Source organism: Pedobacter sp. KBS0701, from assembly GCF_005938645.2.
Taxonomy (GTDB): Bacteria; Bacteroidota; Bacteroidia; order Sphingobacteriales; family Sphingobacteriaceae; genus Pedobacter.
The window spans coordinates 4056134-4077584 of record NZ_CP042171.1 but is presented as its reverse complement, the minus strand read 5'-3'; the positions used below and the strand labels follow the sequence as shown (position 1 = coordinate 4077584).

The following is a 21451-nucleotide window of genomic DNA, read 5'->3' as shown; positions in this document are numbered from 1 at the left end:
GTCAGATGGAAACATCTGACACTGGCTATAATTGACAGAGTCTGGAGTTCCATCCAGTCTAATAGAATGATCGTCATCTCGATCCGATAGCGATCGGATGTAGTGCAGCGAAATGGAGAGATCTATCCGGACAGATTTGCTGAGCAATCATGGTTCACTGGATGACAATTCTATATTTAAAACACAGCCTCCATTTTTTAGAAAAGAATATCTATCCTATCGACGCTGTTAATTACATGCGAACGTTGGCATAATCACCTTCCTCACTGCTAAATCAGCATCAGAAAGTAGTTGAAATTTTATTGTGGTTGGATCAGGATTATAGGTTAGATTTTTAGAATCATCAAAGCAAAATGCCATAAATATCAGCATTTTAATATATCGTCAGGTCTGGCATTATGTTCGTATTTTTGGATTCAATTTTTTTTATAATTTTACTGGCTATGGGCAACCAACATAATCATACTGATGAAGAACTGATCGTAATGTTGAGAGAGAACGAAGTGGTTGCTTTCAAGGAAATTTATACCAGGTATTGGTATGATTTATATCTGATTACCAATAAAAGATTAAGGTCTAAAGAAGCCGCAGAAGAGATTATTCAGAATTTCTTCACAACATTCTGGATCAATCGGGAGAAAATAAATATCACAGGGTCTTTAAAGGCTTATCTCCATTCTGCTATCCGCTATTCTATTATTGATTATCTGGCTAAGGAGGCTACCCGGAACAATTACCTCGAACTGCTTTCATTTAGTTATCAGGAGGCTACAAATACCACTGAAGAAACCATATTTATAAAAGAGTTGGAAAACGGAATCAACGGAGTGATTTCGAAGTTACCCGCCAAATGCAGAAGGGTATTTGAACTCAGCAGAAAAGAGCACAAATCTAATAAGGAAATTGCCGAATTACTGGGACTGTCTGAAAAGACTGTTGAAAACCATATTACCAATGCCTTAAAACACTTTAGGGTGCATTATAAGGTGATTTTGATTGCTTCTGGTTTTGCCTGGTTACTCCGTTAAATACAGTCGCCCGCACATCTGGGATGCATTTTAAATTTTTTTTATTTTTTTTTGGGGGGAAGGGGCAGGCTACCCGACTATACTATTAACGAACCAAATATAACTACGTATCAACATGGGCAGATCAATAGCCGTTTCCCTACTTAAAAAATATCTTTCTGGGGATTGTACTGTTAGTGAAATAAAAGAAGTAGATCAATGGTTTGATAGTATGGATGAGGTACCTGAAGATCTTGTCGGTCTTTCTGATGACCAGCGCAAACTCGTGGAAGATAAAATTTTTGAACGCATTCTGCTCAATATCCAAACTAAAGGTCAGCAAAAGATAATATCACTTCCTAAAAAATCAATACGTATAAGTACCATGTTATGGGCAGCAGCATCACTCGTTGTGGTTCTGGGAGCGGTGCTGACCTGGAGATATATTTCGCAACTACACCTGCAAAATCAAACTGCAAAATTACATCAATCGAATCATATAAAACCGGGTGGTAACAGGGCGGTTTTGACATTAGACGATGGATCTTCAGTTGTATTAACTGAAGCCAAAATAGGTGCACTGGCCGACCAGCAAAACGTTAGTGTTGTAAAAACAGCTGAAGGCGAACTCAGCTATAAAATGCATACCGGATCTGCATCTTCAAAAATAAGCTTTAATAAGATTACCACGCCGCTTGGTGGGAAATACAGCGTTGTTTTGCCTGATGGAAGTAAAGCCTGGTTAAATGCGAAATCAAGCTTGCGGTTCCCAACTGCTTTTAAGGGCGCTGAAAGAGTTGTGCAGATGACAGGCGAAGTATATTTCGAAGTGGCCAAGAATCCTAATCAGCCCTTTAAGGTACAATCGGGTGGAACGGAAATTAGGGTACTGGGTACGCATTTTAACGTAATGGCTTATGACGATGAGGCCGAGCAGAAAACAACGTTAATTGAAGGCAGTATCCATTTATCATCTGGTAAATTTTCACAGCTATTGAAACCCGGACAACAAGCCCTGGTAGATCCGTTTGGCATAAACGTGAATAACAATTGCGATTTGGAAGCTGTAATGGCCTGGAGAAACGATCTTTTCATCTTTAAAGATATGGAGATCAAAGCAATTGCCAGGCAGTTGGTTCGATGGTATGATATTCAGGTTGTATTTAAAGGAACGCCTTCTAAAATATCTTATACAGGAACAATATCTAAAGATGTAGAACTCTCAGAGTTGTTAAGTATGCTTCAATTTACAGGATTAAAATATGAATTGAACGGACATGTGCTAACTATAATCGATTAAAGAGACGTAATCGGTAAAAAATAAATTTTAACCAAATAAATATTCAAACATGAGAAACTACTACAATACTGTATAATGTGAAGGCGTAACTATGCTATTTAAGAAAAAACCGGATAGTGTTTGCACCACATCCGGTTATTGTAAAGGTTACTTACAATCCGATTTAGACAACATTATAATTTAACCAAAACTCCATAAAGATATGAATTTATTTTTTAGGATCAGGCAGGTATTGCGCCGTGATTCTTATCAAATCCTGTTAACAATGAGACTCGTAGTGCTTTTCTTTACGCTTACCCTTATGCAGGTTAGCGCTAGCAGCTTCAGTCAGAATCTAACGCTTAAACAGAATAATTCTGACATTATTTCCATCTTAAAGCAAATAGAAAAACAGAGTGGTTACCACTTGCTTTTCAGACGTGCTGATATTTACGATAAATATAAAGTAAACCTTAACGTAACCGACATGCCTATTGAGCAGGTAATGGGCGTGGTTTTAAAAAATACCAATCTCGATTTCAAAATCATCAAAAAAACAATTATTCTTAAAAAGAATACCTATTCGCCATTTACATCTATCTCCGTTCGGGATATAGAGATTTCTGGTACGGTGAGTGATGAAAAAGGGGTAACGCTTCCCGGGGTAGCCGTTAATGTGAAGGGGACTAAACAATCAACCATTACAGATATCAATGGTAAATACAAGATTTCTCTGCCTGCCGGATCGACGACCCTCGTATTTTCTTTTGTTGGGATGGAACCTCAGGAGATTAGTCCGGGCAATAATCGCGTACTGAATGTGGTACTTAAGGCACAGACTACATCACTTTCTGATGTGGTGGTGATTGGTTACGGAACTCAAAAACGTACAGATCTTAATGGATCTATTTCGTCTGTAAAAGCTTCCGATATTGCCAATGTGCCTCAAACCAGTATCGATCAAATGCTGCAGGGCAGAGCTTCAGGACTTACGATTTCGCAAAATTCTGGTGCACCCGGTAGCAATACATCTGTACGTGTACGTGGAGTAACCTCTTTAAGCGGTAGTAATGAGCCTTTATATGTGATAGATGGTGTGCCGATTTCAGGCGATGCGGGCAATCAGAGTACCAGCGGAAGATCTCCTTTACAGGCTTCATCTTCTAATGCCAATTCGCAGACTACCGTAAGTCCGTTATCTTTGATCAATCCAAATGACATTGAGTCGATTGATGTACTAAAAGATGCATCTGCAACAGCAATATACGGAAACCGGGCTTCAAATGGGGTAATTATCATCACTACCAAAAGGGGTAGGAGCGGTAATTCTTCGATAAATTATGATGGTTATTACGGTTTCCAGCGTGTGGCAAGGTATATGGATGTAATGAATCTTCGCCAGTATGCAGCACTTCAAAATTCACTGGGTGATATTTACGGTACCGGAAGAAGGGTCGAATTTGCAGATCCTTCAGTATTGGGAGAGGGTACCAACTGGCAAAAGGAAATATTTACAACTGCACCACAGCAGAGTCATCAGGTAGCTGTTTCCGGGGGTAAAGAGGGACTAAACTATTACATTTCTGGTGGATACCTCGGGCAGGATGGTACAGTTATCGGTTCAGATTTTCGCCGCTATAGTCTTCGGGTAAATGCTGATGCCCAGGTAAAGGAATGGTTTAAACTTGGAATTACCTTAACCGGAAGCCGGTCTGCAGAAAATGTAGTGACCAGTGATAATAACGGGATCATTTACAATGCTTTATTGCAGGCTCCTGATTTAGCTGTAACTAACCTTGATGGTTCGTATACTGGTCCTCCTTTATCTGATCCACTTGCTGCCGCTGCTGCATTAAATCCGGTGGCCCAGGCGCAGCAAATTAAAAATAAGCTGAACAGGACGAATATCAACACCAATATTTATAACGAAATTAAGTTTCTTAAGCCATTGTCGCTAAGATCGGAACTTGGAGGTGATTTTAATTTCTCAGATAATAATGTATTTACGCCGAGTTATTCTTGGGGCCGTTTTACCAATCCTACCGCGTCGTTAAAGGAAAGATTCCAGCAAAGTACATTTTTAATCTGGAAAGAATATCTTAATTACAACCAGACTTTTGGTCAAAAGCATAACCTTAGTGCCATTTTAGGTTACGAGGTGCAGCAGTCAAACTGGAGAGGGATTGAAGGAACACGCCAGGGATTTTACAGTAACGATGTACAATCACTGAATTTAGGTCAGGCTGTAACAGCTACCAATGATGAATATATTGGTACGCAACGCCAGGAGTCGGTTTACGCACGTGCCATTTATACCTATAATTCTAAATATAGCCTTACTTCAACAATCAGAAGAGACAAGACTTCTAAGTTCGCTGAAGGGTCTCAATCTGGTTATTTCCCATCATTTGCGGCCTCCTGGAAATTATCTGAAGAACCATTTATGAAAGGGATCAATAAGGTAGTAAACGGGCTTAAGATCCGTTTGGGTTACGGAGAGGTGGGTAACCAGGATGTTCCCAATTATTTATACAGCTCTTTGTTAAGATCTTCACAAACGGGTTTGGGAACTGGTTTTCTTGCCGGACGGATCGATAATAAATCACTAAAATGGCAAACCTCTATCCAATACAATGGTGGTGTTGATATGAGCTTTTTAAACGGTAGGATTAGCACGAGTATAGATGTTTACAAAAAAACTTCAAAAGACTTCTTATTCCAGCTTACGCTTCCAGCCTATTTAGTGGGTGGTCCTGATTATTTGGGCGGTATTAACCCTCCCTATGTAAATCTTGGGAAAATTGATAACGTAGGTTTTGATTTGAATATCAACTCGCGCAATTTTGAAAAAGGCGATTTCAAATGGAATACAAGTGTTGTGCTATCACATTATAACAACGAAGTCAAAGAACTTGGTAACGGCCTAACCGAACTTTTTGGCACAGTAACCAATGCTTACCTTCAAACTCCGGTTACCCGTACTGTGGTAGGCAGATCAGTAGGTGAATTTTATGGTTATAAAGTAAAGGGAATATTTAAAACGCAAGCGCAGCTTCAATCTGCTCCAGTTCAGTTTGGCCGTGGCATTGCCAACAATAGCAGTAGTACCTGGTTGGGCGATGTGCAATATGAAGACGTTAATGGTGATGGGGTAATAAACGAAAAAGACCGTACAGCAATCGGAAATCCAAATCCTAAATTTACGTATGGTATTACCAATACTTTTAGTTATAAAGCTTTTGATTTTACCTTGTTCCTGAACGGATCTTACGGCTCCAAAATTATGAACCTGTTAAACAATACCATGGGCAACCTGGCTGCAGTATATCAGAATCAATATGCGGCATATAGTAATTTCTGGTCACCACAAAATCCTGATTCCAACATTCCTGCACCTAAAATCGGTATTGATAACCCCAATCTGTTTGTATCAGACCGTTATGTAGAAAGTGGATCTTTCTTGCGCATACAGAATGTTAGTTTGGGTTACAGGGTACCTGCTTCATGGATCAGGAAATTTAAATTCTCCAATTTAAAAGTGTACTCAAGCGTACAAAACCTTTACACCTTTACAAAATATAAGGGTTATGATCCGGAAATCGGGGCGATGAACCAGAGTGCCATTTTAAATAATATCGACCTGGGAAGATATCCAATTGCCAGGACCATCACTTTTGGGATAAATGCACAATTTTAGTGACCTACAATTATTGAACAAAATGAAATCATATTTAATATACAGCTTTATTTTTATAGCCATTGTTAGCGCGGGCTGTAAAAAAGAATTTTTTAATATTCCTCCACAGGATTCGCTCAGTGCTGATAATTTTTACCAAAATACCGAGCAGGTTCAGGCCAGTACAATTGCCTTATATAATTCGCCATGGTTCGATTGGAATGCCAAAGCGTCCTGGTGTATTTCAGAATTGCTAAGTGGCAACGCACACACGTATTCTCCGGATGTGATCAATTTTGGGAATTTTTCTGTAACAGGAGATAATACCCAATTGGCATCAGCCTGGAATTCGCTATATAGTGTAATTGCACAATCTAATGCGTTGATTAATAACCTGAAGGCGAAAGTCCCAGCCAGCGTGCCTGCACCAATCGTTAATAATGCCATTGGCGAAGCGAGATTTATGCGGGCTATGGCTTATTTTTATTTAGTAAGAACATGGGGAAATGTGCCAATTATCGAAAATAGCCTGGATTATGTGAACAATTACCAGATTAATACCAACCCGGTAACTGATGTTTACAAGTTTATCATTAACGACCTCAAATTTGCGGAAGATAATTGTGATAAAATGATCAGAACGGGTTCTGTTTCTCAGGGTAAAGTATCCAGTGGATCAGCATCTGCATTATTGGCTAAAGTTTATTTGTACATGCGCGATTATTCGAATGCTCGGTTAAAAGCCGAGCAGGTAATCAATAGTGGCGAATTTAAATTGTATGGAATAGATATTTCGGGCAAAACCTATGCTGATTTATTTAAAACGGCCAATAATAACAACGAAGAAAGTGTTGCGGCTATTCAATGGCTGGGTGGATCTTCGTATGGTCATGGTAATGCTTTACAATCTTTCCTTGCCTTTAACTCTGAAATTACGGGTACGGGAGATGGTTACGGAAGTGTTACGCCCTCTATAGATTTGCTTACTGCTTTCGAGCCTGGCGATCTAAGGAGAAAGCCAACGGTGATGATGCAGGGCGATGTTTACCCTGAAATTAACCAGGCTAAAGGTGGTTACACTCTACCTGCCGGAGCCGTTGCCCAAGGGATGCCGGCATTTATTAAAAAATATGTAGTGGGTACACCTGCAGATAATGGTGGTAAAGGTGCAGCATTTTCTGCTGGTAATAATACTTATCTAATGCGTTATGCCGATGTATTGTTAATTGAAGCAGAAGCTGTGCTTGCTGGTGCCGATCGTACTTCTGATGATGCGGCGTTGATACCTTTTAACAAAATCAGAAGAAGGGCCGGCTTAATCCCTAAAACTTCGATTACCATCCAGGATATTTATCAGGAACGTCGCATGGAGTTCGTTTTCGAGGCTGATTACTGGTTTGATCTGGGTAGGTTAGATGGTTTTAATGTGACCTCGCATCCTAAAGCAATTGCCATTATCTCTAACCAGGAAAGAGGAATTTACAGCAACACTACACCTGTTGTAATCTGGGGGCAAAAGTATACCCCAACCGATGCCAATTTCCGTTTGCCTTATCCTACAACAGAAACCATTCTAAATCCAAAATTACTATTGGCTCCAGTGCCTTACAATTTTAAATAAGCTAATATGAAAACGTTATATAAAAATACTATAGCCATTTATTTTATTGGTATATTCTGCATGCTGATCTTTGCCACATCCTGCAAAAAGGAAAAAGAAGGACAGGGCGCGCCAAGCATTACCCGGGTTCGTACTTTAGTAAGGCCAGGAGATAGTAACCTTACCCCGTTGGATTCAACAGTTACTTCCGGCGATCTTGGCGTTACTTATGTTATAGAAGGGGTAAATTTGAAATCGACCAACAAAGTCGAATTTAATGGGGCATCAGCCTATCTTAATACTGCTCTTTTTAGTGATAACAGCATTGTGGTGATGATCCCAACAACCGCCACCTGGATCAATCAAACAGGGAAATTAACACTGACCAATTCGTTTGGTACCACTTCCTTTAATTTTAGTATTAAACAACCTGCTCCGGCGATTAGTGATTTGAGTCAATTTGCTGGTAATCCCGGCGATGTAATTACCATTACCGGCTTGCGTTTTGATCAGGTATCAAGTGTTAAATTCGGTACAACAGAAGCCAGGATAATCTCTTCAACCAGTACTGAACTTAAGGTAACTGTTCCAACAGGTGCGCTTGGTGCAGTAAGTGTTACTACTCCAGGTGGCACGGGTACTGGTCCGTATGTATCTTACGATGGTGTTGTGGTTCCAATATTACTGCCATTTGGATTCAGCCATTTATTTTATGATGATGAAATAACAGCTGGTTACGATTTCAATTTTGGAGGTGCTAACGCTGACGTAAATAGTACCGAGATGGTAAAACGCGGTACCCATTCAATCAAACTTACCTATACCGGAAGTTATGCAGGATATGCAGTAGGCAGTAATAACGCTGTTGATCTAAGTGACAAAACCTATGTTAAGTTTTCTATTTATGGCACAGCGGGTACTGAAGGTAAAGTGGTAAAGGTTGCATTAGATGATTTTGACAACCGTAATGTAAGTGTTGTACTGCATGCCGGCAAGTGGACTAATTATGTAGTTCCTTTGGATCGTTTCCAGAATGCGAGTCATCCGGGCAAACCTGCAAGTCTAAGTTGGATCGGGTTTCAGGAATTGAGTGGCAACGCACCGGAAACCATTTACCTGGATGATATTGGAGTGTACTAGTTTAAGGAGATCTTTTAGCTTAATGAGGTAGCTTCCTAGAGTTATCGTCATTTCGAGCGTAGTGCAACGCAGTCGAGAAATCTGTCTCAAAAGATCTCTCCATTTCGCTGCGCTACATCCGATTGCTATCGGATCGGGATGACGATCCTTTTTATTCGAAATCTATCAATGGTAGTAGATACAACCTTTGGATTTATAATTTTAAATAATTAATCAATGAAATTAATACAATATATGCTAGTTGGCATCGTCATGCTGGTAACTAGTTCTACCGTATTTGCACAAAAAAACCTGGTGGTTAATGGTGGCTTTGAAAATGAGTTGGATGGGTGGGTTGATTATTCAGCAAAGGCAACGCCTTACATGTATAGCTCCGGGAAAATGAGTAGCGCTATATTTTCTTCAGATTCTTCTAAATGGACCGGTATGCATCAGGTCGTTTTTTTGCCTAAAAATACCCAGTATATACTCATGAGTGCGAAGATTAAAGCAGATGCAGTGAGTACCGGAACAAAATCATGGAATGGGGCATTATTTCTTTTCGAAACCCTTAACAAACAAGGTACTAAAATAGGCGAAGGAATCAACATTGCTTCAGTTACAGGAGACGAAGATTGGAAGTTATACGAAAAAGCATATATTATTCCGCCAGGTGTTACGCAAATAAAATTGTTGTTCGCGCTCGGTTATGTTACTGGCACCATGTTTATAGATGATGTAAGTCTGAAAGTGATTACTCAATCTGAGTTTGAAAAATATTTGTAGTTATAATGAATAGCATTGTATATAGGTGGTTTTTAATATTGTTATCGCTGGTTACAACTGCGGCTACTGCTCAACAAATAGCCCCCCCGGAGATTGTTCTGGACCAGTCAGGTTATTATCCAAAGCTGGAAAAAAGTGCGGTTGTACTCCAGGCAGTTTCAGCTAATGGTTTCGAGTTGTTATCTATGCCAGACCGAAAACCAGTGTACACGGGTGTATTATCTGAACCAAAGGTTACCGGCTACTCGAAAATTAAAACCAGGATAGCAGATTTTAGTGCCTTCAATCAACCTGGCCAATACATAATCCGTATTCCCGGAGTTTCTGACTCTCCTGTTTTTAGGATTGCAGAGGGGGTGCACCACGATCTTGCAGTAGCTGCATTAAAAGCATTCTATTATCAGCGTGCCTCATCTGCACTGGATGTAAACTATGCAGGGAAATGGAATCGTGTTGCCGGGCATCCGGATACTTCAGTCTATATTCATCCATCGGCCGCTTCTAAAAACCGGAAGGCCGATAGTAAAATTAATGTTGCTGGTGGATGGTATGATGCCGGAGATTACAATAAATATGTTGTTAACAGTGGGATCTCTACCTCAACCTTACTTTCAGCTTATGAAGATTTTTCTGAATATTTCCTGAATCAGGAGGTGCATATTCCGCATGCAAAAAACAAAGTTCCAGATGTTTTAACAGAGGCTGTTTACAATTTGCGATGGATGCTCAAAATGCAGGACCCTGCTGATGGCGGAGTTTATCATAAATGTACCAATCTGGATTTCGACGCCATGGTGATGCCAGATAAGGCCTTATCAAAACGCTATGTAGTGGCGAAAGGTACTGCAGCTACACTTAATTTAGCCGCTGTTGCCGCACAGGCTTATCGTATTTTTAAACATTTTCCTGAGCAATATCCCGGACTGGCAGATAGTTGCCTGTTAGCATCCAGGAATGCCTGGCGTTGGTCGCTAAATAATCCAAGCGTTATTTACGATCAGGATCTGCTCAACAAAACGTCAGACCTTAAAGTAACCACGGGCACTTATGGCGATAAGAACTTAGAAGATGAATGGACCTGGGCCTCTGCAGAACTATTGGCCTCAACCGGAGAGCAAGCGTATTTTGATGCTTTTTTTGCCCGTTTAAATGATCAGGTGAGCCTACCCAGTTGGAGTAATGTAGGCATACTGGGATATTATACGTTGATTAGATGCGAGGGGCAGTTACCTGAGCGTTACAAAAGTGTAACCAGTATTTTGAAGAAGAAAATACTCACACTTGCTGATCGCTACTTGGCTGCTTTTAAAACAGGCCCATATCATACCGTAATCGGTGCCTCGCTTTACGACTTTGCCTGGGGAAGTAATTCTTCAGCTATGAATCAAAGCATATTACTGATTAAGAGTTATTTGTTTTCCAAAAAGGATGCTTATCTCGATGCTGCGGTTAGTAATCTGGATTACGTTTTGGGTAAAAATGCCACGGGTTATTCATTTGTAACCGGTATTGGTTATAAATCACCTATGCACCCGCATCATCGCCTGTCTTTTGCAGATGGTATTGCTGAACCTGTTCCAGGGTTGCTGGTTGGAGGGCCTAACCGGGAAAAACAAGATGGATTGAAATATGATCCCGAACCAGAATTATCATACCTGGATGATGCCAACTCTTATGCAAGTAATGAAATTGCCATCAATTGGAATGCCCCATTGGTATATGTGGCAAATGCAATGGAATATCTTGAAAAGGGGATGAAAGAAGGAATGAAATAACCGTAACTGCAAAACTTGTCCATTTCATGGAACGAAGAATGAGCGAGGACTTGAAGAGATAGCGGGATTAAAGTCCAACATTGGAGCAGAAATGTTCGTTTCCAAAATCTTTAATCGATGCTGCTCTACGTACCAATCTATTTTCAGCTGTATATTGCTGTCTGTTTTTTGGAAAGCAGCATTTGTAGCTTTTTTTAATGTTATTCGGGCTTTCCGTTATAGTCCCGATGAAAAATCGGGAGCTACCACTTCAATCCCGTTTAGTTAGTTGGGTTTGTGCTGCTATTTGGGCTTGCATGGTGCTTAGCTGTACCTCCCGTTAATCATAAACCCGATAGAACAAAAAGCCCACAGCGCAGCGAGGACTTGAAGAGATAGCGGGACTATAGTCTGCCACAGGAGTTGAACTGCTCATTTCTAAAATTTTTAATAAATGCTGCTCTTTGTATCAATCTATTTTCAGCTGTATATTTGCTGTCTGTTTTTTGGAAAGCAGCATCTGTAGCTTTTTTTAATGTCAGTCGGGCTTTCCGTTATAGTCCCGATGAAAAATCGGGAGCTACCACTTCAATCCCGTTTAGTTAGTTGGGTTTGTACTGCTATTTGAGCTTACGTGGTGCTTAGCTGTACCTCCCGTTAATCATAAACCCGATAGAACGAAAAGCCCACAGCGCAGCGAGGACTTGAAGAGATAGCGGGACTATAGTCTGCCACAGGAGTTGAAATGCTCATTTCCAAAATTTTTAATCAATGCTGCTCTTTGTATCAATCTATTTCCAGCTGTATATTTGCTGTCTGTTTTTTGGAAAGCAGCATTTGTAGCTTTTTTTAATGTCAGTCAGGCTTTGCGTTATAGTCCCGATGAAAAACCGGGAGCTAGCACTTCAATCAAGTTTAGTTAGTTGGATTTGTGCTGCTATTTGGGCTTACATGGTGCTTAGCTGTACTTCCCGCTAATCATAAACCCGATAGAACGAAAAGCCCACAGTGCAGCGAGGACTTGAAGGGATAGCGGGACTATAGTCTGCCACAGGAGTTGAAATGCTCATTTCCAAAATTTTAATCAATGCTGCTCTTTGTATCAATCTGCGCTCAGTTATGTTCGATAACTATTTTATCAAATACTATTACCCGGACAAGCATAAACTTTGGCCATTCCGGTTGGTCGTTTTTCAACCAGATGAGTTCTGGTATTTAGCTCGCAGTGCTCAGTGGAATACTGAAAGAAAACGTACTGCCTTTCCCAAATTCACTCTCCACCCATATTTTTCCATGATGACGGGTTACAATTTCTGCGCACAAATACAGCCCTATCCCGAACCCTGCTATGGTGCTGTCATTTTCAACCCTGTAATATCGATCAAAAAGTTTTTGTTGATGTTCTGGCTTAATCCCGATACCTTTATCAATAATACTGATGATAATATGGTCATTATCAATAGCGTATTTTATGTTGACCTCGCTTCCCAGATCAGAATACTTAATGGCGTTACCAATCAGGTTTTGAAGCACCTGGCTTAATTTGTTCTGGTCTGCATTAACCATAATCTCATTGTTGAGGTGCAGGTTTACACGATGACCTTTTGTCAAAGTCATGGTTTCCTCGCAAACTTCCTTCAATAAGTTTGTAATTTCAAATTGTTGCTTATCAATCGCTATCTTTCCTGATTCCAGTCTCGATACATTTAAAAAGCCATCGATCATACGGGTCATCCGCTTAACCTGGTTTAGGGATTTGTCAATCGTAGAAAGCATCCTGTTTTCACTCTGCAGACGGGCATGATATTGCAATAACTGAAGGTAACCGTTTATCGAAGTAAGCGGTGTCTTGAGCTCGTGGCTCGCCATGCCAATAAAATCATTCTTGCGCTGCTCATCTTCTTTTTGCTCTGTAATATCCAGCACCGAACCTATAAACCTCAATGGTTTATCATTTGCATCGAAATAAACCTGTCCTTTGGCTCTAATCCACCTAAGGCGTTTATCTTCATATCCAATGGTGCGATATTTTACATCGTAAATACCATTACTGGCCTGTTTGTCAAAAACGTGGGTTAAAATCGAATTTATCCTTTCTACATCTTCCGGATGAAGGTTATTTAAAAAATCCCGCTCAAAATCTACTTCATCGGAATGGCTTATCCCGAATAAAAGCCGGCAACGGTCGTCCCATTGCAATCGGCCAGTAACCATGTCCATATCGAAAGTGCCTAATTGCGCTGCCTCTTTAGATAACCTGATTTGTTCGTATGCCTTTTGAAGTTTATCTTTTGAAGTAACATATTCGGTGATGTCGGTGGCCGTCTGCATCAGCCCGATTACTTTTCCATTTTCTTTCAGAGGTGTATAAGTCAGATCATAATAACCCAATGTAGATTCACCATTTTTTATTAGTGATATGCCAACACCTGGTAAATGATGGGCGAGCCCCGTGCGGTACGCGTAAAAAAGTTCATCTACAACCGGTTGTCCAACCAATTCGGGGATAGCCTCAAACCAGGGTTTTCCTAAAACAGAGGAATCCCTGCCAATCAAATTTAGCATGGCATTATTAATCACATCAAAAACCATGTCTTCACCCTTGGTAATCAACATCGCAACAGGAGAGGAGTGAACCATATTTTTAAACCATTCCCGGCTGGTTTCCAGTTCTATCCAGGTTTCTGATAAAGCTTGCTGCGCCTCCGCCGATTCACTTTTTTTAATATCGCCATTAGAAATCAATAAATTGTCAGTTTCTATTTGCTGGCTTTCCCCAACCGCTTGTACATATTCAATGTTTGGGCGTTTTTCTGTCGGTTTCATATCTGACAGGACTTCTTTACCAGATTCCTGTTTTACAAGGGTTTGATCACTCGTGATGGATATATCGGGCTCCGTTGTAACTTTAGTTTTAGCAATTAACCAAACGGCAATCTTCAGTTTGGTGCCGTGTGCTTCTTCAAATGTACTAGCAAAATAACTGTAGCTTGAAAATGGCGTTATATTGCTCTCTATATCAGGAATCTGTACGGGAATCGAAGTATTGTTTGAAGCATTTTCCAACTGCAAAAAGAAGGCAGAGATCGCTAAGGATAAATCCTGACCAAGGATGTCATTAATAATCAGTCCCTCAATTTCCTGAAGACTTCCATTCACTAAATCTAAAAATCGGGCATTTGCATATTCCAGTTTCAGTGAATAGGGATCAATGATAAAGATCGGTATTGGTGCAAGTGCTATAAAACTGGAAGTGTTGGTACTCGTTCGCATTGATTATATCCCTTTAAATACAAAAGTAATAATTTTGATAATTTACCGGAGTCACAAGATTAAAAACCTTAACTTGATTTTTTTAACTTTAAGTGAATAATAAAGGGCATTTCGAATGGTTAGTTAGTAATGATGCCTATCCATTTTAACTTAAAATCTCTGCTAATTGCAGGGGCCATTTTGTTCATCTATGCGTTTGAGAATGGAAGATAATATGATATTATAAGCTACATAAGCAACAAAGATAAAGAAGCCCAGCTGTAGTGCTGAGTTGTTTACGGTAACCACTTTTAAGGCCTCAGTATCGATATTAAGCCCTGATAACTGGCTTTTTAATATCCCGTTAAGGCCAATGTAAGTCATTGCTATCCCCACTACCATAACGTCTGCCATATCCCATTTGCCAAGGTCAAACGCCAGAAAACGGATGAATTTAGAGTCGCCCAGTATCTTAGTGCAAGATACCTGCAGCCCGCGGGCAATCAGACGTAACAGCGGCAATATCACCACAAAGAGCATAAGCAGTATGCCAACCAATACCGCATCTGGTTTAGGCTGTTCTACCAATGTACCAATAATACCCAGTATACTCTGACTTTGGAAAAAGAGCACCTGATTGGTGAAAACAAGTTTTTCTCCAAGCAATGCAAATTCAAGAGTACTAATTCTGGCATCTACTTCAATAATAGGGGAAGATACACCTACTGCAAGTAAAATAAAGGCAAAAAGCAATGAGATAACAAAAAGGGCAACCTCACTATCTACCCGCTTGCGCAATATCAGCCAGAGCAGTAGGGCGATAACAATGCAAGCGGTCATACCTATTGCATATTGATAGCTTAACCCTTTAATCTGCTTAAGTTTTGAATTTACAACTTTGTCAAATGCAGTTGCATTGTTTACTTTATATTTTTGATAAATGCTATGCTCTACGGATGAGATGGTTTGATCGCTTAAGTCGTAAGTCTGTGCTTCCAGTTCATCAAGTTTACCCACCGCTACAGATTTTAACTTTTTCAGGCTTTTAGGGCTGGTTACTTTGGTAACGATGGTACGGGAGAAAGATGGAACCAGTGCATGGATCTCTTTTACATCGACAAATGTATTGAAAGCAAGTTTTTTGAGTTTCGCTCCAAGCCCTTTCTGAGGCCTGGTAAATTCTGCCACAGCTTTATTAACCATACCGTGCAACTGTTTTTCAACCTCCTGCTGCATATCAGCTTTCTGGCTTTTAGTGAGTTTAAAGCCCTTTACCCGGCGATCAACCACTGCTGATATTTTATCTCCCCAACGGTCAACCGAAAATATACCAAAAGTGATGTTGTTCGAAAGACTATAATCTTCCTTAATGTGTTTCTGCTCATAGGCAAGTGTCCTGAAACGGTATCCGCAGTATGCTGCAACCACTAATAACAGCGAAAGCGCTGCAATCAGGATAAAAGATGCTGATCTTGATCGACCTGGCTTAACCTGGTTATGACTGCTGGTGTTATCTTTTTGCAATTCGCTCATTCATTTTCGGATTTAATGCACGTCGTGCGGAGTAATAGATTTAAGAATTGTCGAAAGGATCAATCCATAAAGTACAAAACAGATAAAAATAATGTAGCCCGGTTGCAGGGCAGTATTATTGGTCGTAAGGATAGTCAGCGAATCATTATTAATGTTTAATGCCCGCAGCTGGTTTTCAAGCAGTCCGTTAAGGCCAATGTATGCCATTAAAATAGCAATTACGATTACATCTGCCATGCTCCATTTTCCTGATTGAAAGGCAAAATACCGGATGATCCCGTTTTCTGCCCACCTCTTGCCACCCAGCAGGTGCACACCTGTCGAAGTTAGTTTAACTACCGGGAACAGGATACTGAAAGCCAGGATTAATACACCAACCAGAACGGAATCTATTGCGGATTGGCTGATCAATACCCGAACGACATCCATAATACTCTTGCTCTGGAAAAAGAGTACCTGGTCGCTAAAAACTACGTGTTCTCCTAGTAAAACAAAATCCAAAGAGCGGATCCTGGCATCAACTTCAATCATAGATGCAGTTAGGCCTACAGCTAAAAGGATGAAAGCGAATAATAACGACATAATAAAGAGCGTGGTGTGCAAATCTGTGCGTTTGCGTAGCAGCCACCAGAATGCAAGTACTACAATTACGCAGCTTAACATGCCAAAACAATAGTAGTAGGTTTGTTGTCGAATGTTGCTTAATGTACTGCTAAGCTTTTGGTTTAGCTGTTGATTAGAAGATACGTTATAACGGTGATAAATTTTTTTCATTATGGCATTGTTAGCAACAAATGCCGTATCCTGGCTTTCCTCTTTGGCTATTTCATTAAACTCACCCAAAGCCATTCGGCCCAGTTGCTTTTTATTTTTTGGATTATCTATTTCTGCAATGATTTTTCTGGCAAAAGCAGGTACCTGCGCGCGGATACTATCAGAGTTGACAAAATTTTTGATGGCAAATTTTTGGATCTTGCCACTGATGGTTTTTTTTGGTTTGTTTACCAGGGCTTCTGCCTTATCAATAAGTGCCAGCAATATCTGTTCAACTTCACCCTGTAGAATCTTTTTTTGTTTGCTGGTTATTTTTAGCCCGGAAACCTGGTGGTGAACAATGTCTGCTACCTTATCTTTCCACTGTTGTACAGAAAACAGCCCATAGGTAATGTTATTTACCCTGGAATAATCATGTTTAATCTGTTCCTGTTTTTCCGATAATTCATGCAGCCTGAAACCGAAAAAGCCTTCGGCCAAAAGCAGTACGCCTAATGCAAGGATCAGCAAAATGCGGTAAATAAGCTTTCCTTCTGCAGGTTTGTTGATTATTTTTTCCAATCTGTGCGTTATAATAGTGATTACATTTCCTCCAAAGGAACTATTTGCAGATAAACATTAATTTTTTGGAAAATGTTTTAGCCATTTTAAGCCAGCATAAAAAGATCATTTATGGCTAACTATATGGGTTTCAGTTTTGCAGGGTAGGCTACCAGGTCAATGCCAATAAGTAGGAGATAAATCGTAAAAAGATGTCGCCGTGAGTGATAATTTATTGTATAAAAATCAAGATGAATGGACAGATGAATAAAAAAGGTGAATTGTCTCGAAGTATCGTTTCGACCGTATTGGAGAACCCGAAGGCTCTGCGAAGCAAAATCTTTTAAATTTGATTTCAATAAATAGTACAAAGATCTCTCCACTTCGCGTTGCTCCGGTCGAGATGACGACCATTCTATTGGAGTTTGTTAATGGTAGCGTAGTGAAAGGGCATTTATTTGCGATTTATCAATCTCAAGAAGTCTTCAACTACGCTCAGACTGACAACTGCGGTGTTTAACTTAGGCTGCCGGAAATACCGGCAGCCGGATCGATTTTCAACTAACCGATTTTATAGTCATTTTAGGTAGATGTGGATTTTTAACATACGTAGTTTCCAAATTGTTTTGAAAAAAATTATTTTAGCAGGATATTTTAAACTAATTAGATTTCACATTGCTACAAAACAAGGTCAGTTCTGGAGAAAATATTCTTGATTCTTCTATTTTTATACCACAGATATGATCTTAAACAGTCGTCCATATTTTGGCAATATCACCGTATTTTAGTTGTAAAGAAAAAACAAAATATCGCTTAATGGGTTATAAGATGGATTTAATTTCATTAAGCGTGATTAAATCACTATTTAAAATAAGTCAGATACTCACATTTTATACTGATCAATTGGAAACATCAAATAATCGAAAATTCGAACTTTCAGGAAATGCAGGCGCATCTAATTTCCAGCTGATGACCATGGCATTGGATGCCTCTATTTCTGGCATTATTATCACCGATCATACCCAGCCAGACAACCCAATTATCTATTGCAATAAGGCCTTTGAAAATATTACAGGATATTCCAGGAAGGAGATTATAGGTCATAACTGCAGGTTTCTACAGGCGCAAGACCGAAACCAAAAAGAAAGGGCAATTTTAGCCAAATGTATTACCGAGGGTGAAGAGTGCCGGGTAGAAATCAGGAATTATAAAAAGAATGGAGACCTGTTCTGGAACGAACTCTATATGTCGCCGGTTAAAAATCCTGACGGTGAGGTAACCCATTTTATAGGTGTTCAGAATGATGTAACCTCGAGAAAGAATGCAGAACAAGATTTGCGGCAGCAGAAATTGGTAATGGAAAAGAGGATCAGGGAACGCACAAAAGAACTTCGCGAAAGCGAAGCATTTCTATCGAGTATTATTGAAACAGTGCGCGAGGGTCTTTTAGTGCTCGATCCTGATTTTAATGTGCTGAGTGCAAATTATCATTTTCTGAGGACTTTTAAGGTAAGTAAAGAAGAAACAGTGGGCCGTCAGTTATATGATTTAGGTAACCATCAATGGGATATTCCGAAGCTCCGCGATTTGCTCGTTAAAATTCTGCCAACCAATAACCCTGTTGTTGATTTCGAGGTTGAGCATGATTTTCCACATATTGGAAGGAAACTAATGCTCCTGAATGCTTACCGGGTAGAATTTGAGGGGCAATTTAAAGACCAGATTCTACTGGCTATAGAAGACATTACCGAAAGGCGTGAGGTAGAAATTAGGAAGGATGATTTTTTATCAATTGCCAGTCACGAACTTCGTACACCGCTAACTACCATAAAAGGTTATGTGCAGCTGTTGGAACGCGCTATGCCACAAAATGCCAGTGAGAAATTTTTGTCGACTTTTGGTAAAGTATCTGTGTACGTAGAGCGGTTAAATTCGCTAATTAGTGAACTGCTCGACGTTTCGCGTATTCAAAGTGGTAATATGGAACTACACATGGCGAAATTCGATTTCGATGTCATGATTGCAGAAGCCGTTGAAGGTATGCGCGCTACGGTTCCTGGTCACCAAATTATACTGAATGGCCAAACCGGGGCAAGCGTGATGGCTGATGAGTCGCATATTGCCCAGGTAGTGAGCAACCTTTTGTCAAATGCCATTAAATATGCGCCAGATTCTGAGAAAATTGAAGTGAACATCGCCAATGTAAGTGATTATGTGAAGGTATCAGTAAAGGATTTTGGATTGGGAATGAGTCCTGAAGACAGGAAAAAAGTTTTTGAACGGTTTTATCGGGGAGTAGAAATCCAGAAGAAATTTCCAGGTATGGGAATAGGTCTTTATATCTGCGACCAGATTATTAAAAACCATAACGGCACCCTTTGGGTAGAAAGCGAAATAGGCAAAGGTTCTATATTTAGCTTTACTTTACCTAAGGCAGGAAAGGAACCGAATGGATAAAAAGAAAATCATAATCTGCGATGATGATGAAGGGATTATTGATGTGTTGGAAATGATTCTGGAGGAAGTAGGACATACGGTGATTTCGGTAAATGATAGTTTAAAGGTACAGTCGGTTATAGATAAGGAACAACCAGATTTATTGATTCTTGACCTGTGGATGCCAAGGCTTTCAGGGCAGGACGTACTGAGGCAATTAAGAAGCCATTCAGGCCATGATGATCTGAAGGTTATTGTAATTTCAGCCAGCAGGGATGGAGAACAGATCGCAATGGATGCAGATGCAGATCAATTTATTGCCAAACCTTTCGATTTGAACAATATTTTAGATTCAGTTAATACTTTGCTTAATTAGAAGAGATTTAGCCAGTCTTTTGTAGATAATGGATTTAATCGTTCAACTGGAATTCAATTAGTATATTTAAGACGGTGAGCTTGAAAGCGTCACTTTTATGTGATGTAATAGTTAATTTAAAGGAGGTTATATGTTTTTTTTCGTTGTAACAGACAGCATAAAAGACCCCTTAAACGCTTACATATTTTGTTTAACATGCGCGTCAAATAACCTGGTTTATTACTTTAATATTTAATCATTTTTTTTATTTCAAGTGCATTAAACGCCGCATAACCTTCCTGGTCATTATCAAAATACAGATAAACATCTTTTTTTTCATTCAGCCAGGTTTTGCACCTGTTGGCCCAACGTTCTAAAACCGATCGGCTATAAGAACCCTGGTATTTTTCGCCAGGTCCGTGCAGCCTGATGTATACAAAGTCGGCCGTAGCAGCAATAGGCGATTGATGCCCTGCCAGATCATAAATACAGAAAGCACAATTGTATTTTTTTAAAAGGGCAAACACCTCATCATGGTACCACCCCGGATTTCTAAATTCAAAGGTGTAACGGTATTCCGGCGGAAGCATTTCTAAAAATCTTTCCAGACGCTCAGTATTTATGTTCCATTTTGGGGGCAGCTGAAAAAGGATTGGCCCTAATTTCTTCTCCAGCCCCAGGCAGGCATCCAGAAAATCAACGATTTCCTTCCGCGCTACATTCAGCTTTTTTAAATGCGTAAAATACCTGTTGGCCTTAACGGCATAAACGAAATTGGCCGGCGCTTGTTCCTGCCAGGCTTGAAAATTTTGCAACGTAGGCTGGCGGTAAAAAGAATTATTCAGTTCTACCGTATCGAAATGTGCAGTAAAATATTCTAATTGATCTTTCTTTTTAAGGTCTGATGGATAAAACGTACCTTCCCAATGGCGGTATTTCCACCCTGATGTACCGATATGAGCTTTACCTGATTTCATGTAGTCTCTATTATCATTCAAAAAATATTGTCCTGTTTAGGCCAAAGCAGCAAACAACGTATTGGCTATTCTATTTCGCCATCAACCAGTCCATCTAAGAACCATCCCGATTTATATTCAAATCTGGCAGTTTCGGTTTTTGATTCATTGGTAACCTTGCCCGTAAAATCATGCGCAATATCACCTTCACTTTCGAGGATCTGTTTGGCAGTCAGCGCGTATTCATTTAAGTCAAGCCCATCTTTAATCACATACATTAATTCTCCGTTTTCGCTCCACACTGACTCTATCACACCATCATCAAACTTTTTCTTTAGTACACTCAAATCTTCTTTCGAAATGTTGGTTGGTATATTTTTCATG

14 protein-coding genes are annotated in these 21451 nt (G+C 39.9%); 9 read left to right on the top strand and 5 right to left on the bottom strand.

Translation table 11 applies throughout. The features are described from left to right. Nucleotides 1-443: 443 nt before the first annotated feature. From FFJ24_RS16380 to FFJ24_RS16350, 7 genes are all read left to right on the top strand, one after another. Entirely contained in the window at nucleotides 444-1028 is a 585-nt protein-coding gene (locus FFJ24_RS16380) for an RNA polymerase sigma-70 factor (RefSeq protein ID WP_168202493.1), read from the top strand. 115 nt (nucleotides 1029-1143) lie between these two features. After that, complete coding sequence (locus FFJ24_RS16375; protein WP_138818226.1) at nucleotides 1144-2307, top strand: FecR family protein; 1164 nt, start codon at nucleotides 1144-1146, stop codon at nucleotides 2305-2307. 202 nt (nucleotides 2308-2509) lie between these two features. After that, complete coding sequence (locus FFJ24_RS16370) at nucleotides 2510-5983, top strand: TonB-dependent receptor (protein WP_210419382.1); 3474 nt, start codon at nucleotides 2510-2512, stop codon at nucleotides 5981-5983. Between the two features lie 22 nt (nucleotides 5984-6005). Continuing rightward, nucleotides 6006-7583 (top strand): RagB/SusD family nutrient uptake outer membrane protein, encoded by a 1578-nt coding sequence (locus tag FFJ24_RS16365; RefSeq protein WP_138818225.1) that lies wholly within the window; start codon nucleotides 6006-6008, stop codon nucleotides 7581-7583. A gap of 6 nt (nucleotides 7584-7589) precedes the next feature. Beyond that, on the top strand, nucleotides 7590-8702 hold the full coding sequence (locus tag FFJ24_RS16360; RefSeq protein WP_138818224.1) for an IPT/TIG domain-containing protein: 1113 nt from the start codon (nucleotides 7590-7592) through the stop codon (nucleotides 8700-8702). 216 nt (nucleotides 8703-8918) lie between these two features. After that, on the top strand, nucleotides 8919-9467 hold the full coding sequence (locus FFJ24_RS16355) for a carbohydrate binding domain-containing protein (protein ID WP_138818223.1): 549 nt from the start codon (nucleotides 8919-8921) through the stop codon (nucleotides 9465-9467). Between the two features lie 5 nt (nucleotides 9468-9472). Continuing rightward, nucleotides 9473-11242, top strand: coding sequence for a glycoside hydrolase family 9 protein (locus FFJ24_RS16350; protein ID WP_138818222.1), 1770 nt, complete (start codon nucleotides 9473-9475; stop codon nucleotides 11240-11242). 1194 nt (nucleotides 11243-12436) lie between these two features. On the opposite strand, the gene FFJ24_RS16345 is transcribed toward FFJ24_RS16350, so the two are convergent. The 3 genes from FFJ24_RS16345 to FFJ24_RS16335 form a co-directional block, all read right to left on the bottom strand. After that, a complete protein-coding gene (locus FFJ24_RS16345; RefSeq protein ID WP_138818221.1) occupies nucleotides 12437-14494 on the bottom strand; it encodes a PAS domain-containing sensor histidine kinase in 2058 nt (685 codons plus the stop codon). A gap of 162 nt (nucleotides 14495-14656) precedes the next feature. Next, complete coding sequence (locus tag FFJ24_RS16340) at nucleotides 14657-16006, bottom strand: paraquat-inducible protein A (RefSeq protein ID WP_138818220.1); 1350 nt, start codon at nucleotides 16004-16006, stop codon at nucleotides 14657-14659. Nucleotides 16007-16018: 12 nt separating this feature from the next. Further along, nucleotides 16019-17341 carry a paraquat-inducible protein A gene (locus FFJ24_RS16335; RefSeq protein ID WP_246862633.1) on the bottom strand — a complete coding sequence of 441 codons (1323 nt, stop codon included), beginning with the start codon at nucleotides 17339-17341 and terminating at the stop codon, nucleotides 16019-16021. An 807-nt stretch (nucleotides 17342-18148) separates the two neighbouring features. Between FFJ24_RS16335 and FFJ24_RS16330 the strand changes: the two genes are divergently transcribed. Both FFJ24_RS16330 and FFJ24_RS16325 read left to right on the top strand, forming a co-directional pair. Beyond that, a complete protein-coding gene (locus tag FFJ24_RS16330) occupies nucleotides 18149-19777 on the top strand; it encodes a PAS domain-containing protein (RefSeq protein WP_246862632.1) in 1629 nt (542 codons plus the stop codon). Then, a complete protein-coding gene (locus FFJ24_RS16325) occupies nucleotides 19770-20132 on the top strand; it encodes a response regulator (RefSeq protein WP_138818219.1) in 363 nt (120 codons plus the stop codon). Before FFJ24_RS16330 ends, FFJ24_RS16325 begins: the two co-directional genes overlap by 8 nt. A 224-nt stretch (nucleotides 20133-20356) precedes the next feature. On the opposite strand, the gene FFJ24_RS16320 is transcribed toward FFJ24_RS16325, so the two are convergent. Together FFJ24_RS16320 and FFJ24_RS16315 are read right to left on the bottom strand one after the other, a co-directional pair. Next, complete coding sequence (locus FFJ24_RS16320) at nucleotides 20357-21088, bottom strand: DUF72 domain-containing protein (RefSeq protein ID WP_138818218.1); 732 nt, start codon at nucleotides 21086-21088, stop codon at nucleotides 20357-20359. 65 nt (nucleotides 21089-21153) lie between these two features. Next, the gene (locus FFJ24_RS16315; RefSeq protein WP_138818217.1) at nucleotides 21154-21450 is read right to left on the bottom strand and encodes a hypothetical protein; all 297 of its coding nucleotides are present in this window, start codon (nucleotides 21448-21450) and stop codon (nucleotides 21154-21156) included. Nucleotide 21451: the final 1 nt, after the last annotated feature.